The 19,409-nt window shown below is 70.0% G+C and carries 19 protein-coding genes and 1 pseudogene; 12 read left to right on the plus strand and 8 right to left on the minus strand.

Annotation, left to right across the window (positions count from 1 at the left end; genetic code table 11):
• Window positions 1-77 precede the first annotated feature (77 nt).
• The 4 genes from BGP03_RS04300 to BGP03_RS04315 are packed head-to-tail and all read left to right on the plus strand — an operon-like array spanning window position 78 to window position 3,395.
• A complete protein-coding gene (locus BGP03_RS04300; protein WP_298797298.1) occupies window positions 78-320 on the plus strand; it encodes a DUF4040 domain-containing protein in 243 nt (80 codons plus the stop codon).
• Entirely contained in the window at window positions 317-1,105 is a 789-nt protein-coding gene (locus tag BGP03_RS04305) for an MnhB domain-containing protein (protein WP_296370352.1), read from the plus strand. The genes BGP03_RS04300 and BGP03_RS04305 overlap by 4 nt, the downstream gene beginning before the upstream one ends.
• Window positions 1,102-1,464, plus strand: a complete 363-nt coding sequence (locus BGP03_RS04310; RefSeq protein ID WP_296370351.1) for an NADH-quinone oxidoreductase subunit K — start codon at window positions 1,102-1,104, stop codon at window positions 1,462-1,464. The genes BGP03_RS04305 and BGP03_RS04310 overlap by 4 nt, the downstream gene beginning before the upstream one ends.
• A gap of 11 nt (window positions 1,465-1,475) precedes the next feature.
• Window positions 1,476-3,395 (plus strand): proton-conducting transporter membrane subunit, encoded by a 1,920-nt coding sequence (locus tag BGP03_RS04315; protein ID WP_298797301.1) that lies wholly within the window; start codon window positions 1,476-1,478, stop codon window positions 3,393-3,395.
• Between the two features lie 25 nt (window positions 3,396-3,420).
• On the opposite strand, the pseudogene BGP03_RS04320 reads toward BGP03_RS04315, so the two are convergent.
• A pseudogene (locus tag BGP03_RS04320) lies at window positions 3,421-3,606 on the minus strand (ferritin-like domain-containing protein); the annotation flags it as partial.
• 660 nt (window positions 3,607-4,266) lie between these two features.
• Between BGP03_RS04320 and BGP03_RS04325 the strand changes: the two are divergent.
• Window positions 4,267-4,620, plus strand: a complete 354-nt coding sequence (locus tag BGP03_RS04325; RefSeq protein ID WP_298797303.1) for a hypothetical protein — start codon at window positions 4,267-4,269, stop codon at window positions 4,618-4,620.
• Here the strand turns inward: BGP03_RS04325 and BGP03_RS04330 are convergent.
• From BGP03_RS04330 to BGP03_RS04350, 5 genes are read right to left on the minus strand one after another with little or no spacing between them, the layout of a single operon-like run.
• A complete protein-coding gene (locus tag BGP03_RS04330; RefSeq protein WP_363093138.1) occupies window positions 4,585-5,694 on the minus strand; it encodes an SDR family NAD(P)-dependent oxidoreductase in 1,110 nt (369 codons plus the stop codon). The genes BGP03_RS04325 and BGP03_RS04330 overlap by 36 nt on opposite strands.
• Window positions 5,583-6,419, minus strand: coding sequence for a mycofactocin-coupled SDR family oxidoreductase (locus tag BGP03_RS04335; protein WP_298797307.1), 837 nt, complete (start codon window positions 6,417-6,419; stop codon window positions 5,583-5,585). Before BGP03_RS04335 ends, BGP03_RS04330 begins: the two co-directional genes overlap by 112 nt.
• A complete protein-coding gene (locus BGP03_RS04340; protein ID WP_298797308.1) occupies window positions 6,416-7,252 on the minus strand; it encodes an AtaL-like protein in 837 nt (278 codons plus the stop codon). The genes BGP03_RS04335 and BGP03_RS04340 overlap by 4 nt, the downstream gene beginning before the upstream one ends.
• 27 nt (window positions 7,253-7,279) lie before the next feature.
• On the minus strand, window positions 7,280-8,383 hold the full coding sequence (locus tag BGP03_RS04345) for an alcohol dehydrogenase catalytic domain-containing protein (protein ID WP_298797309.1): 1,104 nt from the start codon (window positions 8,381-8,383) through the stop codon (window positions 7,280-7,282).
• Window positions 8,380-9,273, minus strand: coding sequence for a fumarylacetoacetate hydrolase family protein (locus BGP03_RS04350; RefSeq protein ID WP_298797310.1), 894 nt, complete (start codon window positions 9,271-9,273; stop codon window positions 8,380-8,382). Before BGP03_RS04350 ends, BGP03_RS04345 begins: the two co-directional genes overlap by 4 nt.
• Window positions 9,274-9,454: 181 nt before the next feature.
• Between BGP03_RS04350 and BGP03_RS04355 the strand changes: the two genes are divergently transcribed.
• From BGP03_RS04355 to BGP03_RS04370, 4 genes are read left to right on the plus strand one after another with little or no spacing between them, the layout of a single operon-like run.
• Window positions 9,455-10,234 carry a GntR family transcriptional regulator gene (locus BGP03_RS04355; protein WP_298797311.1) on the plus strand — a complete coding sequence of 260 codons (780 nt, stop codon included), beginning with the start codon at window positions 9,455-9,457 and terminating at the stop codon, window positions 10,232-10,234.
• A 31-nt stretch (window positions 10,235-10,265) separates the two neighbouring features.
• Window positions 10,266-11,174: a VOC family protein gene (locus tag BGP03_RS04360; protein WP_298797312.1), complete on the plus strand. Its 909-nt coding sequence runs from the start codon at window positions 10,266-10,268 to the stop codon at window positions 11,172-11,174.
• A 4-nt stretch (window positions 11,175-11,178) separates the two neighbouring features.
• Entirely contained in the window at window positions 11,179-11,841 is a 663-nt protein-coding gene (locus BGP03_RS04365; protein ID WP_296370335.1) for a class II aldolase/adducin family protein, read from the plus strand.
• Window positions 11,838-12,734: a VOC family protein gene (locus BGP03_RS04370; protein ID WP_296370334.1), complete on the plus strand. Its 897-nt coding sequence runs from the start codon at window positions 11,838-11,840 to the stop codon at window positions 12,732-12,734. Before BGP03_RS04365 ends, BGP03_RS04370 begins: the two co-directional genes overlap by 4 nt.
• Window positions 12,735-12,966: 232 nt before the next feature.
• Here the strand turns inward: BGP03_RS04370 and BGP03_RS04375 are convergent, their stop codons facing one another.
• Window positions 12,967-14,754, minus strand: a complete 1,788-nt coding sequence (locus BGP03_RS04375; protein WP_296370333.1) for a helix-turn-helix domain-containing protein — start codon at window positions 14,752-14,754, stop codon at window positions 12,967-12,969.
• A gap of 142 nt (window positions 14,755-14,896) precedes the next feature.
• The gene (locus BGP03_RS04380) at window positions 14,897-15,100 is read right to left on the minus strand and encodes a hypothetical protein (RefSeq protein ID WP_298797313.1); all 204 of its coding nucleotides are present in this window, start codon (window positions 15,098-15,100) and stop codon (window positions 14,897-14,899) included.
• 154 nt (window positions 15,101-15,254) lie between these two features.
• Here BGP03_RS04380 and BGP03_RS04385 point away from each other — a divergent pair, with 154 nt between their 5' ends.
• The 3 genes from BGP03_RS04385 to BGP03_RS04395 all read left to right on the plus strand — a co-directional run bounded on the left by BGP03_RS04385 (window position 15,255) and on the right by BGP03_RS04395 (window position 19,348).
• Window positions 15,255-16,874 carry an NAD(P)/FAD-dependent oxidoreductase gene (locus BGP03_RS04385; RefSeq protein ID WP_296370332.1) on the plus strand — a complete coding sequence of 540 codons (1,620 nt, stop codon included), beginning with the start codon at window positions 15,255-15,257 and terminating at the stop codon, window positions 16,872-16,874.
• 30 nt (window positions 16,875-16,904) lie between these two features.
• A complete protein-coding gene (locus BGP03_RS04390; RefSeq protein WP_296370331.1) occupies window positions 16,905-17,714 on the plus strand; it encodes an N-acyl homoserine lactonase family protein in 810 nt (269 codons plus the stop codon).
• Window positions 17,715-18,436: 722 nt separating this feature from the next.
• Window positions 18,437-19,348: an NAD(P)-dependent oxidoreductase gene (locus tag BGP03_RS04395; RefSeq protein ID WP_296370329.1), complete on the plus strand. Its 912-nt coding sequence runs from the start codon at window positions 18,437-18,439 to the stop codon at window positions 19,346-19,348.
• The last annotated feature ends 61 nt before the right edge of the window (window positions 19,349-19,409 follow it).

Below are 19,409 nucleotides of genomic sequence, written 5' to 3' on the forward strand. Positions count from 1 at the left end.
AGCGATGACCGGCACAGCGATGACCGGCACAGCGATGACCGGCACAGCGATGACCGGCACAGCGAGCCGGGGCCGGGATGAGCGTGTTGGCCGCTGTTGTGCTGGTGCTCACCGCCGTGGGTGGCACTGCGGTGGTCGTGACCAGGGAGCCGGTGCACCAGGCGATCGTGTTGTCGGTGTTCGGGCTGGTGTTGGCAACCCTGTTCGTGGTGTTGCAGGCGCCGGACGTCGGGTTGTCGCAGTTGGTCATCGGCGCCGCGGTGTTGCCGTTGATGGTGCTGTTGGCGATCGCGAAGGTCCGGGGGAGGGAACGCAGGTGACCCGCCGCGTCCGGGTCGTCGTGTTCGCGGTCGCCGCGGTGGGGATGGCGGTGCTGCTGGTGTGGGCGTTCGCCGGGGCGCGGCCGTTCGGCACGTCGATCCATCCCTACGGGGATCTCGCGGTGCGGGCGGCGTTGGAGCAGCGGGCGACGGCGAACACGGTCGCGTCGGTCACCTTCGACCAGCGCGGCCTGGACACCATGGGGGAGGAGTTCATTCTGTTCGCCGCGGTGCTGGGCACGTCGATCCTGCTGCGTCGCGAACCCGACGAACTCGCCCGCACCGTCGGCGAGGAGGGCACCGAGGACCGGGCGGGGTCGGGCCCGACCCCGGAGATGGTTCGCCTGTTCGGGTATGTGGTGTTGCCGTTCGTCGTCGTCGTCGGGATCTATGTGGTCGCGCACGGGCATCTCTCTCCAGGAGGGGGATTCCAGGGCGGCATCGTGCTGGCCACCGGGCTGCATCTGCTCTACATCGCCGGGGACTATCCGGCGCTGCGGCGGCTGCGACCACAGCGGGTGTTCGAGGTCAGCGAGGCCGCCGCGGCCGCCTCGTACGTGCTGCTGGGCCTGGCCGGGCTCGCCGTGACCGGGGCGTTCCTGGCCAACGTGCTGCCCTATGGAACGCTGGGCCAGCTCGCCTCCGCGGGTACGGTTCCGCTGCTCAACACGGCCGTCGGGGTCGAGGTCGGTTCCGGGACGGTGCTGCTGCTCGCCGAATTCCTGGAACAGACCCTCGTCCTGCGCGAGCGCTCCGGGCGCCCGGACACGGGGGGATCCCGATGAGTCCGCAGAGCCTTCTGGGTCTGCTGCCCTATCTCGTGGCCGGTTGGTTGTTCCTGATCGGTCTCTACGGCATCGTGACCAGCCGAAACCTGATCCACACGGTGGTGTCGCTGTCGGTGGTGCAGTCCTCCACCTACGTGCTGCTGCTCACCGTGGGCTTCCGCGCCGGTGCCACCGCCCCGGTGTTCTCCGACATCGCGCCGGGCGCCATCGTGGTCGATCCGTTGGTGCAGGCGTTGGCGCTGACCGACGTGGTCGTCGGCGCCACGGTGTCGGCGTTGTTGCTGGCGCTTGCCGTCCAGTCGCACAAACGTTCCGGGACACTCGACCCGGACCAACTGCGCACCCTGTCGGGCTGAGCGGCCCGTCGATGCCCGCCACGGCGCTCACCCCCGTGATCATCGGCCTGCCGATCGGGATGGCCGCGGTCCTGGCTGCGCTGGGTGCCCGGCTGCCGCGCCGCGTCCTCGATGCCACCGCCACCGCCACCGCGGCCACGGTGACCGTCCTCGCGGTGCTCCTGCTGGTCGCGACGTCGCAGGGTCGGGTAGTCGCGTGGGCCGGTGGCTGGACCCCGCATCAGGGCGTCAGCGTCGGGATCGCCCTGGTCGCCGACCCGTTCGGCGCTGGTCTCGCGGTCGTCGCCGCTGTGCTGAGCACCGCGGTGCTGGTGTTCTCATGGCGCTACTTCCAGGCGGTCGAGGTGTTCTTCCACGCCCTGGTGCTGGTGTTCCTCGCCGCGATGTGCGGGTTCGTGCTGACCGGGGACCTGTTCGACATGTTCGTCTGGTTCGAGCTGATGAGTGCCATCGCCTACGCGCTCACCGGGTATCAGATCGAACAGGCGCAACCGCTGCAGGGCGCGGTGAACTTCGGGATCACCAACTCGATCGGTGCCTTCGCCACGCTGCTGGGCATCACCCTGCTCTATGGCCGCACCGGCGCCCTCACCTTCGCCGCACTCGGTGCCACGCTGACCGGTGCCCACCCGGACGCGGTCATCGTGGTGTCGATGGCGCTGATCCTGACCGGGTTCCTGGTCAAGGCCGCGGTGGTGCCTTTTCATTTCTGGACCGCCGACGCCGAGGCGGTCGCACCCTCCCCGGTGTGTGCGTTGTTCTCCGGGATCATGGTCGAGCTCGGTATCTACGCGGTCGCGCGCATCTACTGGACCGTCTACGCCCCGGTGCTGCCGGTGTCGGCGTTGCGCGGTCCGCTGCTGGGGTTCGGGGTGCTCACGGCCGTGCTGGGCGCGGTGATGTGTCTGGCTCAGCGGCACATCAAACGGCTGTTGGCGTTCTCCACGATCAGCCACGTCGGGCTGTTCTTGATCGGGGTCGCGTTGCTCAGCCCGGCCGGTCTGGCCGGTACCGCGGTGTATGTGCTCGGACAAGCCGGGGTGAAGGCGGCGCTGTTCCTGCTGGCCGGGGTGATCGCCTTGCGGCTGGGCAGCGTCAGCGAGCGCGATCTGCACGGCCGGGGCCGCGACATGCCGTTGACCGCGGCACTCACGATCATCGGCGGACTCGCGCTGGCCGGGCTGCCACCCTTCGCCACCGCTCTGGGGAAAGCCATCACCGAGGACGCCGCCGCATCCGCAGGGCTGGGCTGGCTCGTCGCGGTGTTCATCGCGGCCTCCTCGCTGACCGGTGCCGCGGTGCTGCGGATGGCCGCCCGCGTGTTCTTCGGCCTCGGCGCACCCGCCACGGCGCATCCGATCCAGCGCAGCGATGACCGCAGCGACGACCGCAGCGACGACCGCAGCGACGACCGCAGCGACGACCGCAGCGACGACCGCAGCGACGTCGTGGGCGACGACGGCGAGCAGGACAGTGGGGAAGCTGAGGAACCGTCGCCTGCTCGGGCCCCCCGTACCATGCTGATCCCCCCCGTGGTCCTGCTCGCCGCCGCGCTCGCTCTGGGGATGCTGCCTGGCCTGCCCGCCACGATGGGCGTGGTCGCGGCCGGCTTCACCGACCAACCGTTCTACGCCGCCCAGGTCCTCGCACTGCCGCTTCCCGGGCATGCCGCGCTCCCGGCACCCGTCGACTGGTTCACCACCAGCAGCCTGGTCTACGGGCTGCTCTCGGTGGCTCTGGCCGTCCTGATCGCCGCCGCCGCGGTGCTGCGTACGAGGCTGCCCGGGTGGGCTGTCGCCGTGGCCGACGCTGGCCGACCTGCGCTGCGTGGTTTGCGCGCTCTGCACAGCGGACACATCGGGGATTACGTGGCCTGGCTCCTGGTCGGGGTCGTGTCCCTCGGCGCGGCACTCGGTGTCGCCCTACGCTGACAATAATCCCCACGTCGCGTGAGCCGGTCTCGTTGGAGATCAGCGACGCTGCGCCCTTGAGGCCGTGACACCCACGTCCTCGAACACGAACGCGCCGAGCAGGAAGTTGTCCTCGTTGGCGAAGGGGTCCAACGACTGACACTTCTTGATCAGCCGCGTCGATCAGGTCGGTCTCGGGACGGGCGACCTTCGGGTTGCCCAGCGCGGCGCGGCACCGGCGCGGAGGAACTCGACTGCCACCACCCCGCGGATCACCGCGATGCTCGCGCTCCCGGATCCCGGTCGGCGCTGTCCCCGACCGGGGTGGGCTGGCACGACCGCCGACAGCGACTGCGTGTCTATCGGTACTGCGCGGCCTCGGCATCGCGGCATCGCGCGACATCGAGGAGGACGGCATGGCGCAGGGCAGCGTGACCCCGATGACGGCGGCGGTGGCGGCGTTTGACCCTGGCCGGGACGGCGGCGGTGCACCTTGAGCTGGAACCGTGCCACGGTGGCCGGGTCGGTCAGCCAGCCGCGCCACACCCCGACCACGGACACGGCGGTGAGCTCGAACAACCCCGCCTGCACACGTGCCGCCGTGTCCACACCCGGCAGTGTCGCTGCCCCCACCGACGACCATGTGTCGGGCTCCGCCCTCTCTCGGGTGCCGGAGGTCTGGTCCTGGCAACAGCCAGCCGGCACCACACGGTGACGAAGCCCGGCAAACCCGACCTCCCGGGCAATTCAGCACCCGCGGCCGCGGCGATCAGCGCGTCCAACGCCCGACCGCTGCCCTCCAGGTCCTCACAGGAACAGGCGAAAAGCATCCCGGCGCCTGGTCGACGTCGGAAAAGCGTGCGAGGCCGTGGCCGGACGGGTACTCCCCTGCATGACCTCACCGACCGAGCACAACTCGAGCGACCACACAGCCGGCCCGGAGCGCGTCGAGCAGCGCGCAGCGGCCGAGCGCAGCGGGGAACCGACCGTTCCGGGGGTGGCTGGCGCTACGGACAGCTCCGCTGACGGACAACAGGGACTGCGGCTGCACGCGGGCATCGCGGTCCTCGCCACGGTACTGAGCGTCCTGGTGACGGTGGTGTTCTTCGTGCAAGGAATCTGGCCGTTGGCCGTCGTGTTCGCGGTGGTCGCACTCGCATCACTGGGCGCGCTGGGATGGGCGCTGCGGCGCCGGCGTCGGGGCCAACAACTACGGCAGTTCCGCGACGATCAGCCGCAGCGATGAGCAGCCGGCCGGTCCCACTCCGACGACGCCGCGAGATGCGGCGGGTGCGCCGAGGTGTGGACGGCGCCGCCCCGGAGATCCCCAGCCAGAGGCTGGCCCTGAGGACGAACAGGCCGCTGCACTGCGTCCGGTCAGATCTCCGTTCCACTCCCGCGACACCCACGACAACCTGAAGACCGCCGAAACGCGCGGCGACACCGCAGATGACGACCAGTGCGACAAGGACGGGCACGAGGACAGGACGATCGTGCGGTTGGGCACGACCGCCCGGCGAGCCGCGGCCGCGGTGGGGGAGCGTCCTAGACCGTATGAGGGGCTGGCCGGGCGAGGGTGTATCGGCACCTGGGCATCCCGGTCGTGGGTGACTACGGCCGATTCGGGCTGCCGGGTCAGGTTGGTCGCGCGGCTACAACCAGCGCCTGTGGAATCCTTCGGGCCGTACCCCTGACGAGGTCTTGATCGACTGGCCGAGCCCGAGCGGGACCGTCGCCGTGGCGGCGCAGCAGGCGTTGCTGAGCCACACGCACGCGCGCGGTTGCATCGGAAAGCACTTGCTGTGGCGGCGGCGCAGCTGTTGCGCCCTCGCTGAGCAGGCTCATGGGTGGCTCCTCGCCGGATGTTGGTACCGATGACCCGGTGCCAGTCATCCACGGGAAGGTCGGCCAGCGGGGCCGGGACGAAGGTGCCGGCGTTGTTGTGGGCGAAGTGGAGGCCTCCGAACTGCCCGACCGTCTCATGGACGGCGGCCTCGACCGGCGCGGCGTCGGAGACGTCGAGGCGCAGGAACCGGGCCTTGCCGCCCAGCTCCTCGATCTCGCGGACGGTGTCGGTGCCGTCGAGGACGTCGCAGACCGCGACCGATGCGCCGCGCGCGGCGAAGGCCAGTGCGCTGCCGCGCCCGATCCCGCGCGCGGCTCCGGTGACGAGCGCGACCCTGCCGGTGAAGTCCTCCCGCGGGGCGCTCACTTGACCGACATCCCCGCGTCGACGGGCATGGCGACGCCGGTGATGTAGCGGGCCTCGTCGGAGGCGAGGAACAGCAGCGCGTTGGCGATGTCCTCGACCTCGACCCACGGCACCGGGAGCAGGTTCAGCCCGCGGTAGAGGTCGATGACGTCGTCGAGGGTCGGCGCTTCGAGGTCGGGCCGGAAGATCCGCCAGTTGTTCTCGTTGAGCAGCAGCGGGGTGGGGACCGTGGTGGGGTGCAACGAGTTGACCCGGATCGAGTGCGGGGCCAGCTCCACGGCCAGGCTGCGCATCAGCCCGACCACGCCGTGCTTCGCCGAGACGTAGGCGGAGAAGTTGGGTGCGGCCTTGAGGGCGAGCGAGGAGCTGGTCAGGATGATCGCGCCGCCCCGGCCGCGCTCCACCAGGTGCGGGACGGCCGCCCTGGCCGTGTTCCAGACGCCGGTGAGGTTGGTGTCGAGGACCGCGCGCCAGTCCTCCTCCTTGGTGCGGGCGGAGTCGGCGGCGATGCCCTGGATGCCGGCGTTGGCCGAGACGATGTCGACGTGACCGAGCTGCTCGACCCCGTCGTCCACGAGCTGCTGGACGGCAGCGAAGTCGCGGGCGTCGGCCTTGGCCCAGACGATCCGGCGGTCGAGCTTCTCGACGAGCGCGATGGTCTCCGCGAGGTCCTCCTCGGTCGCGGCCGGAGCGCCCTGGGCGTCGACCGGCCCGCAGACGTCGAAGGCGATGATGTCGGCGCCTTCGCGGGCGAGGCGTTCGGCGTGGGCGCGGCCCTGGCCGCGGGCGGCCCCGGAGATGAGGGCGACCTTGCCCTCGACGCGGCCGGTCACGCGAACACCGGCGCGATGTCGAAGTAGACGCGGTAGTCGTCGACGAGCCCGTCGTCGCGGCGCCGGATGATGGACACGACCGGGATGGTGACCTGCTTGCCGTCCTTGCGGTCGTAGGTGGTCTCGAGCTGGGCGACGCTCGCGTTGCCCTCGTGCCATTCGTGGAGGATGCGGTGGCTGAGCCCGTTGATGGTGGAGAAGAACCCGCCGACGCCCTGCTCGACCGCGGTAGGGCCGACCATCGGGTCGCCGTTGGCGAAGACCATCACGCCGTCGGGGGCGAAGATCTCGGCGAACCGCGGTGGGTCGAAGGCGTCGACGCGGGCGAAGACGTCGCGGATGAAGTCGGGTCCCGGGGTTGGCGCGTCGCCGCCGAGCGGGGTTCCGCTGGCTACGCTCTCGCGGACGGCACGGAGGGTAGTGCGGACGGCGTCGAGGTAGTCCTCCTCCATGTGTCCGGCGAACTCGTTCTCCTGCGCGCTGCCCGCCTCCACGCCGTCGATGGCGATCCGGAACGTGAAGGTGAGTGCGAGCTCCCCGTTCTTCTCGCCGATCTCGTTGTCGATCGTGCCGCGGGCCGTGCCGTGGGTGCGCTGGAAGTGCACGAGCTTCTCGGGGTGGAAGGTGATGACCTCACGGACGGGCTGGCCGGCGTGGATGATGTCGCGCACCAGCCCGCCCTCGAACCGGTCGACGATGCTGCACGAGGTGATACTGCGGACGTACTTCATCGGGTTGCCGGCCTTCTCGAGCAGACCGGCCCAGACGTCGTCGACGCTGAGGGCGGGCTCGGTGCCGTCGTTGACGACGAGTGTCCTGCTGATCTCGATCATGGCTGATCTCCGTCTCTGGGGTTCCGGTCAGGGTCGGGCTGTGACGAGTGCGACGCGGCCGACGTTGGTGTCGGACTCCACGTGGTGGTGGGCCTCGGCGGCCTGGTCGAGCGGGAACGAGCGGTCGACGACGGGCCGGAAGCCGCGGGGGACCTCGGCCCAGGAGGCCTGGACGCTCGCCGGGTTGCCGGTGCGTACCCCGATGACCCGCTGGCACCTGGAGTACAGGCGCAGAAGGTCGACCGATGCGCCGCCGCCGAGGAACGCTCCGGAGGTCACGACGGCCCCGGCGACCGCGAGCACGTCGAGGGTGGAGGCGAACATCGCGGGTTCGCCCAGGTCGTCGATGGCGATGTCGATGCCGTGCCCGTCGGTGATGTCCAGGACGTCGCGGGTGAAGGTGGGGCTCGTGCCGTCGAGGGTGAACTCGATGCCGGCGGCCTCGAGCCGCGTGCGCTTCTCCGCCGACCGCGACGTCGCGATGACCCGGGCGCCGAGGTGGGCCGCGAGCGTCGCAGTGGTGGAGCCCAGAGCCGAGGCCGCCCCCTGCACGAGCACCCACATGCCGGGTTCGAACCCGGCCTGCGTCAGCTGGTTCTGGGCGACCGGACCTGACAGTGCCAGCGCGGAGGCCTCGACCGGCGAGATCCCGGCCGGGACCGCGACGGCGTTGCGGGCGGGCACCGCCACGTAGTCGGCGTAGGCGCCCTGGCGGTGGGTCCCGATGAGCTGCAGGGACTGGCAGGCCTCCGCCCGGCCCCGCAGGCAGTGCCGGCACTCGCCGCAACAGACGGACGGGAACACCGCGACCCGGTCGCCGACGCGGGCGGAGGTGACCTCGCTCCCGACCGCCGCGACGACGCCCGCGTGCTCGGCGCCCAGGACGTGCGGCAGCACGAACTTCGCGTACGGGTGGGTCCCGGCGCGGGCCCGCAGGTCCAGCAACCGGCCCACACTGACTGCGGCGACCTGCACGAGAATCTCATCGGCCCCGGGCTCGGGGGTGGCGATCGTGGCGCGGTGCAGCACCTCCGGCGGCCCGAACTCGGAGAAGACGACAGCGCTCATCTCCGCACCGGGCGTGACGGCGGCCGGCCAGACCCCGGCCTGGACGTCGGTCGAGGCGGTCATGACGCCACCACCGGGTTCACCAGGCGTCCGACCCGGTCGATCTCCACGACCACCTCGTCACCGTCGGCGAGGAACTCGTTGCGGGGCAGCCCGACGCCGGCCGGGGTGCCGGTGAGGATGAGATCGCCGGGTTCGAGGGTGACCATCCGGCTGACGGCGGCGACCAGGTCGGCGACCGGGCTGATCATGTCGGCGGTCGAGGAATCCTGCTTGAGCACGCCGTTGACGAACAGCCGCACGGCGAGATCGGTGGTGTCGCCCACCAGCCAGGCCGGGACCAGGCCGGGTCCGATCGGACAGAAGCCGTCCTGCGCCTTCGACCCCACCCAGTCGAAGCCGAAGGGCTCCGACACCGCGTCGGGCCGGCTGAGCCGGGACCGCGCGGAGATGTCGTTGGCGGGCAGGTACCCCGCGATGTGCGCGGCGACGTCGCCGGGTGAGAGGTCGCGGCAGCGGTCGGCGATCACCACTGTCAGCTCGGCCTCCCAGTCGATCCGGGTGTCGCCGGCCGGCAGTGGGATCGCGTCGCCGGGGCCGATCACGGTCGTCGTGGGCGGTTTGAAGAAGAAGAACGGCTCGGGCGGCGTCGCCGGCGCGGTGATGCCCATCTCAGCCAGGTGGTCGTAGTAGTTCGCGCCGGCGCAGAGGATCTTCGACGGGTAGGTGAGCGGGGCAACGAGCACCGCGTCCGGGATCACGTCGTCGGCGTCCGGGGTCCAGGCCCGCAGCAGTGGCTCGACGTCGGCCCACCGCCGCAGCAGCGACATCAGGTCGCCGGCCCCGAGCGCGGGCGGCGTCCTCACGATCTTGTCGTCGACCAGCGCGCCGACCGAGACACCGGCCTCACCGGCGCGGGAGTACTGAACGAGCGACCATGGCGGTGCGTGCATCTGGGACCTCTCCGACTGTCGACACCGGGGGCCGACGAGTCGAGGAACAGTTCGTCGTCATCGGTGCCCCGTCAGAGTGTCGACACTTTTTGGTCGCGTCAAGGGGCGATTCGGGGGCATCTCCCGCTACAGTTCGGTCGATCCCGACCACGGGTCGTCGATGGGGGAGGTGGGCATCACGGTGTCAGAGGCGCTCGACAAGCTGCCCGGACTGCGGATCACCGACCCGCGCCGGATCAGCATGGAGGTGCACGCGCACCTGCGGGCACTGATCGTCAGCGGCGTCCTGGAGCCCGGCACGGAGCTCAAGCAGGCGGAGCTCGCACGGGTCTTCGCGGTCAGCCGGGCCCCGCTCCGCGAGGCGTTCCGGATGCTGCAGGAGGAGGGCCTCGTCGTCGGCGAGCTCAACCAGCGCAGCCGGGTCGCCGGCTTTGATCCCGACGAGCTCGAGCTCCTCTACGCCGCGCGGATCGCCCTCGATGCGCTCGGGGCCCGCCTCACGGCAGGCCGGCTGACGGCGGCGGAGGCGAAGGCGGCCGCCACGGCGCTGCGCGAGATGGACCGGGCCAACCGGGCCTCGGACATGACGAGCTGGTCGCAGGCGCACCACCGGTTCCACCGCATCGTCGTGGCCCGGTGCGGGGCGCGGGTCCTGCGCACGGTCGCCTCCTACGCGGAGCAGAGCGAGCCCTACGTGCGGGCGTTCCAGGCGCGGCACCGGGACCTGTTCCCGGACCGGCACCGCGAGCACGTCGCCATCCTCGACGCCGTCCTGGACGGCGACCGCAACCTCGCGGCCCGGCTGATGGCCGAGCACCTCGCCGGCACCGCCCGTCGGGTCCTCTGCGACTTCACCCCCGACCGACCGGCCGGCGCGGTGGAGGAGGCGGTGGCGTACGCCAGTGCGGTCGTCCCGCTGTCGGGCCCCACTGGACATGCTGGAGAAGTGTCGACACTATGACGGGAGCATCGGCGACAGAAGGAGTCAGGTCATGACCACACCGGAGGCGGACTCCGCCGTCCGCGTCTCGAAGCTCGGCTACGTGGGGTTCGAGACGCCCGACATCGACCGGATGGTCGAGTACTACACGAAGGTCCTCGACTTCCACGTCGAGGAGCGATCGCCGGACGGCGCCTTCCTCACCACCGGCTCCGACCACCACTGCGTCGTGCTGACGAAGGGCAAGACCCGGGCCAGGTCGGCGGTGGGCTACGAGATCTGGGAGTCCCTCGACGACGCCGGGCGCCGGCTGCAGGAGGCGGGCTACGAGGTCGAACGCCGCAGCGACATCGGCCCGGGCACACCCGACGTGCTCGTCCTCGCCGAACCCGGCACCGGCGTGCCCCTGCACCTGTTCAGCGCCCAGGAGCTCAGCGGCGTGCAGGACTACCCGCCGCTACGGCCCACCAAGCTCGGTCACGTCGCGGCGTTCACGCCCGAGCTGGCCTCGATGCAGAAGTTCTACCAGGACCTTCTCGGCTTCCGCTGGTCCGACACCATCGGCGACTTCTTCGTGTTCCTGCGATGTAACGCCGACCACCACGCGGCCAACTTCATGGCCAGCACGAAGTTCGAGGGCATGCACCACATCGCCTACGAGATGCGCGACCCCAACCACCTGATCAGCATGCTCGACCACATGGGGCACAACGGAGTGCGGCTGCACTGGGGCCCGGGGCGGCACGGCCCGGGCCACAATCTGTTCACCTACCACAAGGATCCAGACGGCAACACGATCGAGCTGTTCACGCAGATCGACGTGATCCACGACGAGGCCAAGGGGTACTGGGAGCCGCGGCCGTGGCACGAGACCCATCCGCAGGGTCCGCGCACGTGGGAGGTCGACCTGGCGACGGTCAACATCTGGGGACCGATCCACCAGGAATCGCTGGACCACTGAGCCGGTGTCCACCGCGGAGGAGCTGGTCGGAGCCGGGAGGATCCTGGCCCGGCACGAGCTGGTCACGGCCTTCGGCCACCTTTCCGTCCGCGACGGCGACACCATGGTCATCACACCACCGGTGCCGCTGCACGGCGCCGAAGCGCCTGACTGCCGGGTCGTCCGGCTGAACGCGGCGGCGCTGCCCCCGGGTGTGCCCGCCGAGGCGTGGCTGCATCTCGCCGTCTACCGCGCCCGCCCCGACGTCGGAGCCGTCTGCCGGGCCCAGCCCGATGACGCGACGGCGCTCGCCGCGGCGGGGGTCCGCATCGGACCCGTCACCGGCCACGCGGTGCTCGCCGGTGCGCCTGTGCCGGTGTCGGGACCCGCGGTTCTCGTGCGGGACGCGGCCACGGCCGACCGAGCGGTCGCAGCTCTCGAAGGCGGCGACTCGCTCGTCCTGAGGGGGAACGGCGCGGTCACCACCGCCGATTCCCTGGGCCGCGCGGTCGCCCGGATGTGGCTGCTGGCCCGGGTGTCCCGAACCGTCGCCCTCGCGGCCGTAGCGGGCGATCCCCATGACCTGTCCGACGAGGAGATCGCGAGCTGGCGTGCGGTGTCCGGTGAGCTGCTCGACCGCATCTGGATCTACTTGAACCTGACCGCTACAAGGGAGAATGCTCCATGATCCAGCTGGAAGACGTCGCCTACGTCCGGTCCGGAACGGCCGACCTGGAGACGGCCGTACGGTTCGCGGTCGAGGTCGTCGGTCTGGAGGAGATCGCCCGGGAGGACGGTGTCGCGTACCTGCGGGCCGACCACCGCCACCACTGCCTGGCCTTCGTCGAGGGGGAGTCCGGTGTGCTCTCGGTGGGGTTCGCGGTGCACGACTCGGCGGCCCTCGACGTCGCCGAGGTCGAGCTGGCCGCGGCCGGCTGCCGGGTGCGTCGCGGGGACGCGAAGGGGGCGGCCCACCGGCGCGTCCACGACTACCTCGAGTTCGACGATCCGTGGGGCAACCGGGTCGAGCTCGTGAGCGGGCAGGTGACCATCCCACGTCCCGTCCGCTTCGGCCGGCCGGCCGGGATCACGGAGTTCGGGCACATCTGTCTCGACGCGCCGGACGTCCGGGAGGCGTACGCGTTCTGGTCCTCACTGTTCAACATCAGGATCTCGGACTGGATCGGGGACCGGGCCGCGCTCATGCGGTTCGATCCCGTGCACCACAAGCTGGCAGTCTTCCAGGGCGACCGGCCGGGCCTGTGCCACATGAACTTCCAGGTCGCCTCGCTCGACGACGTCATGCGCAGCTGGCACGTGCTGGAGCGGGCCGGTGTCGAGATCGAGCTGGGTCCCGGCCGGCATCCCCAGTCCACGGCGGTCTTCCTGTACTTCAAGGGTCCAGAAGGGCTGACCTACGAGTACTCGTGGGGGGTCCGGCGGATCGAGGACGACGAGGGGTGGCGTCCGCGTTACTTCGATCCCGCCGAGCCCGATGCCGTGGACCTCTGGGCAGGCCCGACCTCGAAGCCGACGCCCCAGTTCCAGGTGCGCCACCTCGATCAGGCAACCAGCGGGTGAAGGCTCAGGTCGCAGTCCTGGCGACCAGTACCTCTCCCTCGAGGCCGTCAGGGTCGCGGAAGGCGCGAGAAACCGGAGCACGCAGCGCAGCATTGCCTGATGGTGCGCGACGGAGCCATGGCCTCTGCCCATCTCGACGGCGCCACCCACGTCGGCGCCGCGTTCAACCGTGGACTCGAAGGTCTGCTCACGCTCCTTCACCGAGACGCCTGCGCGCCCAGTCTCTCACTCGCTACAACGCTCTGGGCGCCGTTGCAACCGGGAGGTGGTTCTCGTCGATTCCGAGAACCCGCATCTTCCGGTAGAGCGTAGAGCGAGCGATGCCGAGCCGTTCCGCGGCGGCGAGCTTGTTGCCCTGCGTCTCGGCCAGCGCCTCCAGCACGATGTCGCGTTCCGCCCGCCGTAGCGACGACCGGCCGGTGCGGCTGCTGGTGGAGCGGTACTCGGGTGGCAGGTGTCCCAGCGCGATGTCGGAGCCCATCGAGCGGGTGACGGCCGTGGCCAGTACGGCCTCCAGTTCGCGAACGTTGCCTGGCCAGTCCAGTGCCGCGAGCGCGGCGACGGTCCCGGGCAGCAGGCGGGGCACGGGCCGGTGGCGGGTGTGCGCAGCCAGCAGCGCCGGCGCGAGGTCGGGGATGTCCTCCGTGCGGAAGCGCAGGGGCGGCACGGTGAGCGAGACCGGGAAGTGGTCCAGTACCCGGGCGGCGGCCGCGTGCGCGCCTCGGCCACGGGCCGTGGCGAACACACGGGTTCCCGACTCGGATACCGCGTCGATCACGCCTTCGACCCGGGTGGCGACTGAGGGTACGAGCTGGTCGACGTGCCGGAGCAGGATGGTCTCTCGGCGGCTGACGGCGGAGATCAGCCGGGCGATCCACTCGGCGGGCTCGTCGTGGGACGCGAGCGCGTCGAGCACCGTCATCGGCCTGTCGCCGGACCGTCGCCGGTGCAGGTGCTTCGCGACGTGCAGCTTACCCACGCCGGGCTCCCCGCAGACCAGCAGCGGAACATCGGTACGCAGAGCGGTATCGACGTCCTCACGCAGCCGCACGCTGGCGACGCTGCGTCCCGCGAGCGCCTCCCGATCCGCGCGCAGGTGAGTCGGCCGCGGCCGGGGCCGGGCGGCCGCCGTCCGATCCGTTGGCCTGGGTTGCGGGCGCATCTCCACCAGTACACCGGCCATCGAGCCGCGCTCTCCCACCCGCGTCGCCCGTGCCTGCACGACGACGTCACGCGCGAGTCGAACCTCGCTGACGCACTCGTCGCCGGTGCCGAGCGTGCGGCAGGCCCAGTCCCAGAGCATCGCCTGGTCGGACACGTCGAGCAGGACCGATGCTGCGGTGTTCGCCATGACCACGGTCTCGTTCAGCGACAGCACCGCCGTCGTGGCGCGCCGACTGGCCCGCAGGAAGTGCTCCAGCAACATCTGTTCACGGCGCGACGCGTCGGCGTAGATCCGCGATTCGATCTCCCGCACCGCGGCGAGCACGACCGGTTTCAACAGCTCGTGGGAGTCGTCCACGCGACAGGTGACATCCAGGACGCCCTCGACGGACCCGGTGATCGGGTGTCGTACGGGCGAGCCGATGCACGTGAATTCCTGCAGGTTCTCCCGGAAGTGCTCAGGCCCCGAAACGATGAACGGCTTGCGTTCCTCGAGGGCGCTGCCGATCCCGTTGGTTCCGGTGAACTCCTCGGCGTAGAGGAAGCCCGGGCACACCGATGCGCGGTCGAGCGCGCGCGCGAGCTCTCGCCCGCCGGCGCGTCGATCGATGATCTGTGCGTCGGCGTCGGCCAGCAGGATCGACACCGGGCCGCCCTCCATCTGGTCGGCGAGCCGATCGATCACCGGGCCGGCGGCGCGGAGCAACCGGTTGGGGCGCTCGAACTCCGGCCGGTACGGGACGTCCTCGGAGTGCGCCGCAACACCCACGACCTGGCACCGCCGCCAGGACGAGATGATCTCCTGTCGGACCGCGGACCGCTGCTGGTCCTCCAGTGAGATGGGTCGGTTCAGCACGCGCTCGCGCTCGTCACGCGGCCCGTCAACACGTCCAGGCACAGCCGCCCCCTCACCGTCGAGGCCGGGCATTGACTCGTCAGTCGTTCAGCCAACCATGCCTGTGTCCCACCGACTGTCCGAAAACGCAACACCGTGGTGGTCACCGCGTGCTCGGTGGCGCTTCTTGCCGAACCTCCCGACGGACGTCTCCGGTATCCGGTCGACAGACGGCATCCGATCCGGCAGCCAGAAACGCGAGAACGAACTCGTAGCCGTCGCCGACCCGGGTCACGACCTCCATATCGCCGAAGAGCCGCTCGGCCCGCCACAGCAACCGCTTGATCAGCAACCATCGGTCCAACATCAGGCCCGTCCATTCCCGCCTCCCCGGAGCGCTGTCCGAAATCCGCGACAGGGACCGAATGCCAGCGTGTGTCGCGTTCTCGGACAGTGAACGTCCTCACTGTGCGCTCACACTCCGGCATTCCATCCACACAGACACAGGAGCAGGAGCGGGTATGAGCACGTCCGACAGCACCGTCGAGGAACTCGACGTCCTCGTGATCGGGTCCGGTTTCGCCGGGATCTACCAGCTCCACCGGCTACGCAACCTCGGGCATTCCGTGAAGATCTTCGAAGCCGGTTCGGCGCTCGGCGGTATCTGGTACTGGAACTGCTACCCGGGCGCCCGAGTCGACACCGAGGGACCGATCTACCAGTTCGCCTACCAGGACCTGTGGAAGGACTGGGAGTATCAGGCCCTCTACCCGGACTGGAGCGAGGTCCGCGAGTACTTCGACTACGTCGACCGCAAGCTCGACATCTCCCGCGACGTCCGGTTCAACACCCGGGTCGAGTCAGCCGAATTCGACACCGAGCGCAACCAGTGGGTCGTGCGGTCCTCCGACGGCGCGACCACCCGCTGCACCTATCTGGTGCCCTGCCTCGGGTTCGCCTCCAAGCCCTACGTCCCGACGATCCCGGGGCTGGACTCCTACCGCGGGATCAGCCACCACACCGGGCTGTGGCCGCAGGACGGCGTGGACCTGACCGGGAAACGGGTCGCTGTGATCGGCACCGGTGCCAGCGGCGTGCAGGTCATCCAGGAAGCAGCCAGCGACGCCGCGGACGTGACCGTCTTCCAGCGCACCCCGAACCTCGCGATCCCCATGGGCCAGCGCACGCTCACCCCCGCGGACCAGGCCGCGATCAAGGCCGAACTGCCCGAGCGGTTCGCCTCCCGCGCCAGCACGTTCGCCGGATTCGACTACGACTTCACACCGATCAACGCCGTCGACCTCCCCGAACAGGAGCGCACCGCCGGCTACGAGGAGCTGTGGGAAAAGGGCGGCTTCCGCTTCTGGCTCGCCACCTTCCAGGACACCCTGTTCGACCAGAAGTCCAACGACTACGCCTACACGTTCTGGCGGGACAAGGTCCGCGCCCGGATCAAGGACCCGCTGCTCGCCGAGAAACTCGCGCCGACCGACCCGATCCACCCCTTCGGCGTCAAACGGCCGTCGCTGGAGCAGAACTACTACGACGTCTACAACCAGGACAACCTCCACCTCGTCGACCTGAACGAGACGCCGATCGAGACCGTCACCGAGCGCGGCATCCGCACCGCGGACGGCACCGAGCGCGAGTTCGACGTCATCGTCCTCGCCACCGGCTTCGACTCGGTGTCCGGCGGGCTCACCCGCCTCGACATCCGTGGCACCGACGGCACCCTGCTGCGCGACAAATGGGCCGACGGGATCAGCGCACACCTCGGCGTGGCCACCGCCGGGTTCCCGAACCTGCTGTTCGTCTACGGCCCGCAGAGCCCGTCAGGCTTCTGCAACGGTCCCACCTGCGCCGAGATCCAGGGTGAGATGATCGTCGAGATCGTCGAGCACCTGCTGTGCAACGGCCACCAGCGCATCGAGTCGACCCCCGAGGCCGACCAGGCGTGGAGCGAGCACGTCGCCGAGCTCGTCGGCCCGACACTGTTCACCAAGGCCAAGTCCTGGTACATGGGCGCGAACATCCCGGGCAAGGCGATCCAGAGCCTCAACTACCCCGGTGGTCTCCCGCTCTACCAGGAGAAGTACGCGGAGTCGAAGGCGAACGGCTACGCCGGCTTCCGGATCTCCTGACCAACCATCACAGACCGATCGGAGCGATCCATGAGCGTCACCCTGCGCGGCGTCAATCTGGGCTACATGCAGCTTGACCTGTCGCTGCTGTCGAACCGCGAGCAGAACGTCGGGGTCACCTACCAGTGTCCGGCCCTCGCCTACATCATCGAAACCCCGGAAGGACGCATCCTCTGGGAGACCGGGATCTCCGCACAAGCACGCCAGGAATGGCTACCGGAATGGCAGGAGGCCGTCAGCCTGGCGAACCTCGCCCCCGAGGCGTTCATCGAGCGGCGACTCGCCACGATGGGCCTGGGCCCCGACGACTTCCGCTACGTGGTCCTCGGCCACCTGCACACCGACCACGCGGGCGGCCTGCGGCTGTTCGAGGACGCCGGCGCCGAGATCGTCGTCCACGAGCGCGAGTACGCCCATGTCATGGCGATGCAGGACGCCGCCGACTTCTTCAACCCGGTCGACTGGGCCTTTCTCGGCTCGAAGAAACCCACGCTGGTCTCCGACGCCGGCACCGAGATGGCCGGTGGCATCCGCCTCGTCCACCTTCCCGGACACACCCCCGGGCAGATGGCCATGCAGCTGCAGCTGGAGAACACCGGCACCGTGCTGCTCACCTCCGACGCGCTCTACCACCACGACAACTACGCCGAACCCGTCGCAGCGCCCCAGATCTACTGGGACCTCGACCAGTGGAACTCCTCGCTGAACAAGCTGACCAAGATCGCCCAGGAGAGCGACGCCTGGGTCTTCCCAGGGCACGACGACACCGGGATCGCGCACTTCGACGGCAAACACGAACTTCGGGCCATCCAGTTCACACCGGAGCACATCTACGCCTGATCAACGACCTGAGGAGTCTGTGCGGCTGTCGCCGGCGCGCTCGTTTCAGCCACCACGCCCTGCTCGGCGGGGGTGGTGGCTGAATCGGGCAAGGACCGCGACGAGCACCGAACTCGACCTCGGCAACGGCAACGGCAAAGCCGAGGCCCTACGCGAACGCATCCTTGCCCTACGCGACGACATCGAGGTGGATGCCACCGTCTCCGTCAGGACCGGCACGCTCGGAATCCTCAGCGTCAGCGCACCGGGCACTCCGATGGGTGGCCAACGAGATTGATCGCCGAGTCGGCGCGGAGGTCAAAGCGAACGGGCGGGCTGGAAACCTTCCACACGTCCTGGACCGAAGCGCGAGATGCAGACGGAGGTGTCCCGACCCGGGGATGCTCCGTGCCAACCTTCCACGGATCGGCAGCGGACATGGCCGCAGTCTCCGCGTCTCACGCCGCCGTCAGGCTGCCTCAGTTCCGACCCGGCCGCTGCGACGAGCGGGCGGTGACGGTCTCCCAAGGCGCCGTTCTCGTGACAGTCCCTGTCGCGCGGGTGGGCCGATCGTGGGCTCAGCCGACGGGAAGTCGGTTCTCGGCCGCGGCGAGGGGGTCGTCGGCCGGGTGCTGCAGCATCTCGTGCAGGGAGCGGCGCCGGACGCCCGTGTTCCGCCGCGGGCACAGGGCCAGGTGCAGGCCGAGGCGCCCATCCCTTGCCCGTGATGCTTGGCTGGAAGTATGCGGATCTTCTTCACCGGTGGCAGCGGCAAAGCCGGACACCACGTAGCCCCCTACCTCGCCTCGCGCGGCCACCAGGTCACCAACGCCGACCTCACCCCGCTCGGCCACGCCGACGTCACCGACCTGCGGGTCGACCTCACCAATGCAGGTGAGGTGTACTCGGCCCTGGCCGGCGTCCCGACGCAGGACGACTTCGACGACCCCGGCCCCACACCGCACGGCGGGTCGGCCTACGACGCGGTCGTCCACTTCGCCGCGATCCCCCGTCCCCTGCTCACCTCCGATCAGGCGACCTACGCGACCAACGTCCTCGCCCACTACAACGTCCTGGAGGCCGCCACCGCCCTCGGCGTCCGCAAGATCGTGTTCGCCTCCTCGGAAACGACCTACGGCATCTGCTTCGGGCGCGGCGAGCGCAGACCCCTCTACGTCCCGGTCGACGAGGAACACCCGGTCGTCCCTGAGGACTCCTACGCGATGTCGAAGGTCGCGGGAGAGGTGACCGCGCGGTCCTTCCACGCCCGCACCGGCGCCGACGTGTACGGGCTGCGCATCAACAACGTCATCGAACCCCACGAGTACGCCGAGCTGTTCCCGGCCTTCCTCGACGACCCGGCGCTGCGCAGGCGCAACCTCTTCGCCTACATCGACACCCGCGACCTCGGGCAGATGACGCTGCGCTGCCTGGAGACCGACGGACTCGGCTTCGAGGTGTTCAACGTCGCCAACGCCGACATGTCGGTCGCCGCGACCACGAGCGAGATCATCGACCGGTTCTACGACGGGGTGGAGGTGCGTCGCCCGATGGGCCGGGACGAGACGTTCTACAGCATCGACAAGGCCCGCAGACTGCTCGGCTACGAGCCGGAGCACTCCTGGCGCGACGTGCTTCCCGACCCGACCACCTGACTGTCCACCCCCGGGACCGTCGGCAGGGCGACCTCCCGGCCTGTCGTGACCTGGCTCCTCA

Source organism: Pseudonocardia sp. 73-21 (genome assembly GCF_001899645.1).
Lineage (GTDB): Bacteria > Actinomycetota > Actinomycetes > Mycobacteriales > Pseudonocardiaceae > Pseudonocardia.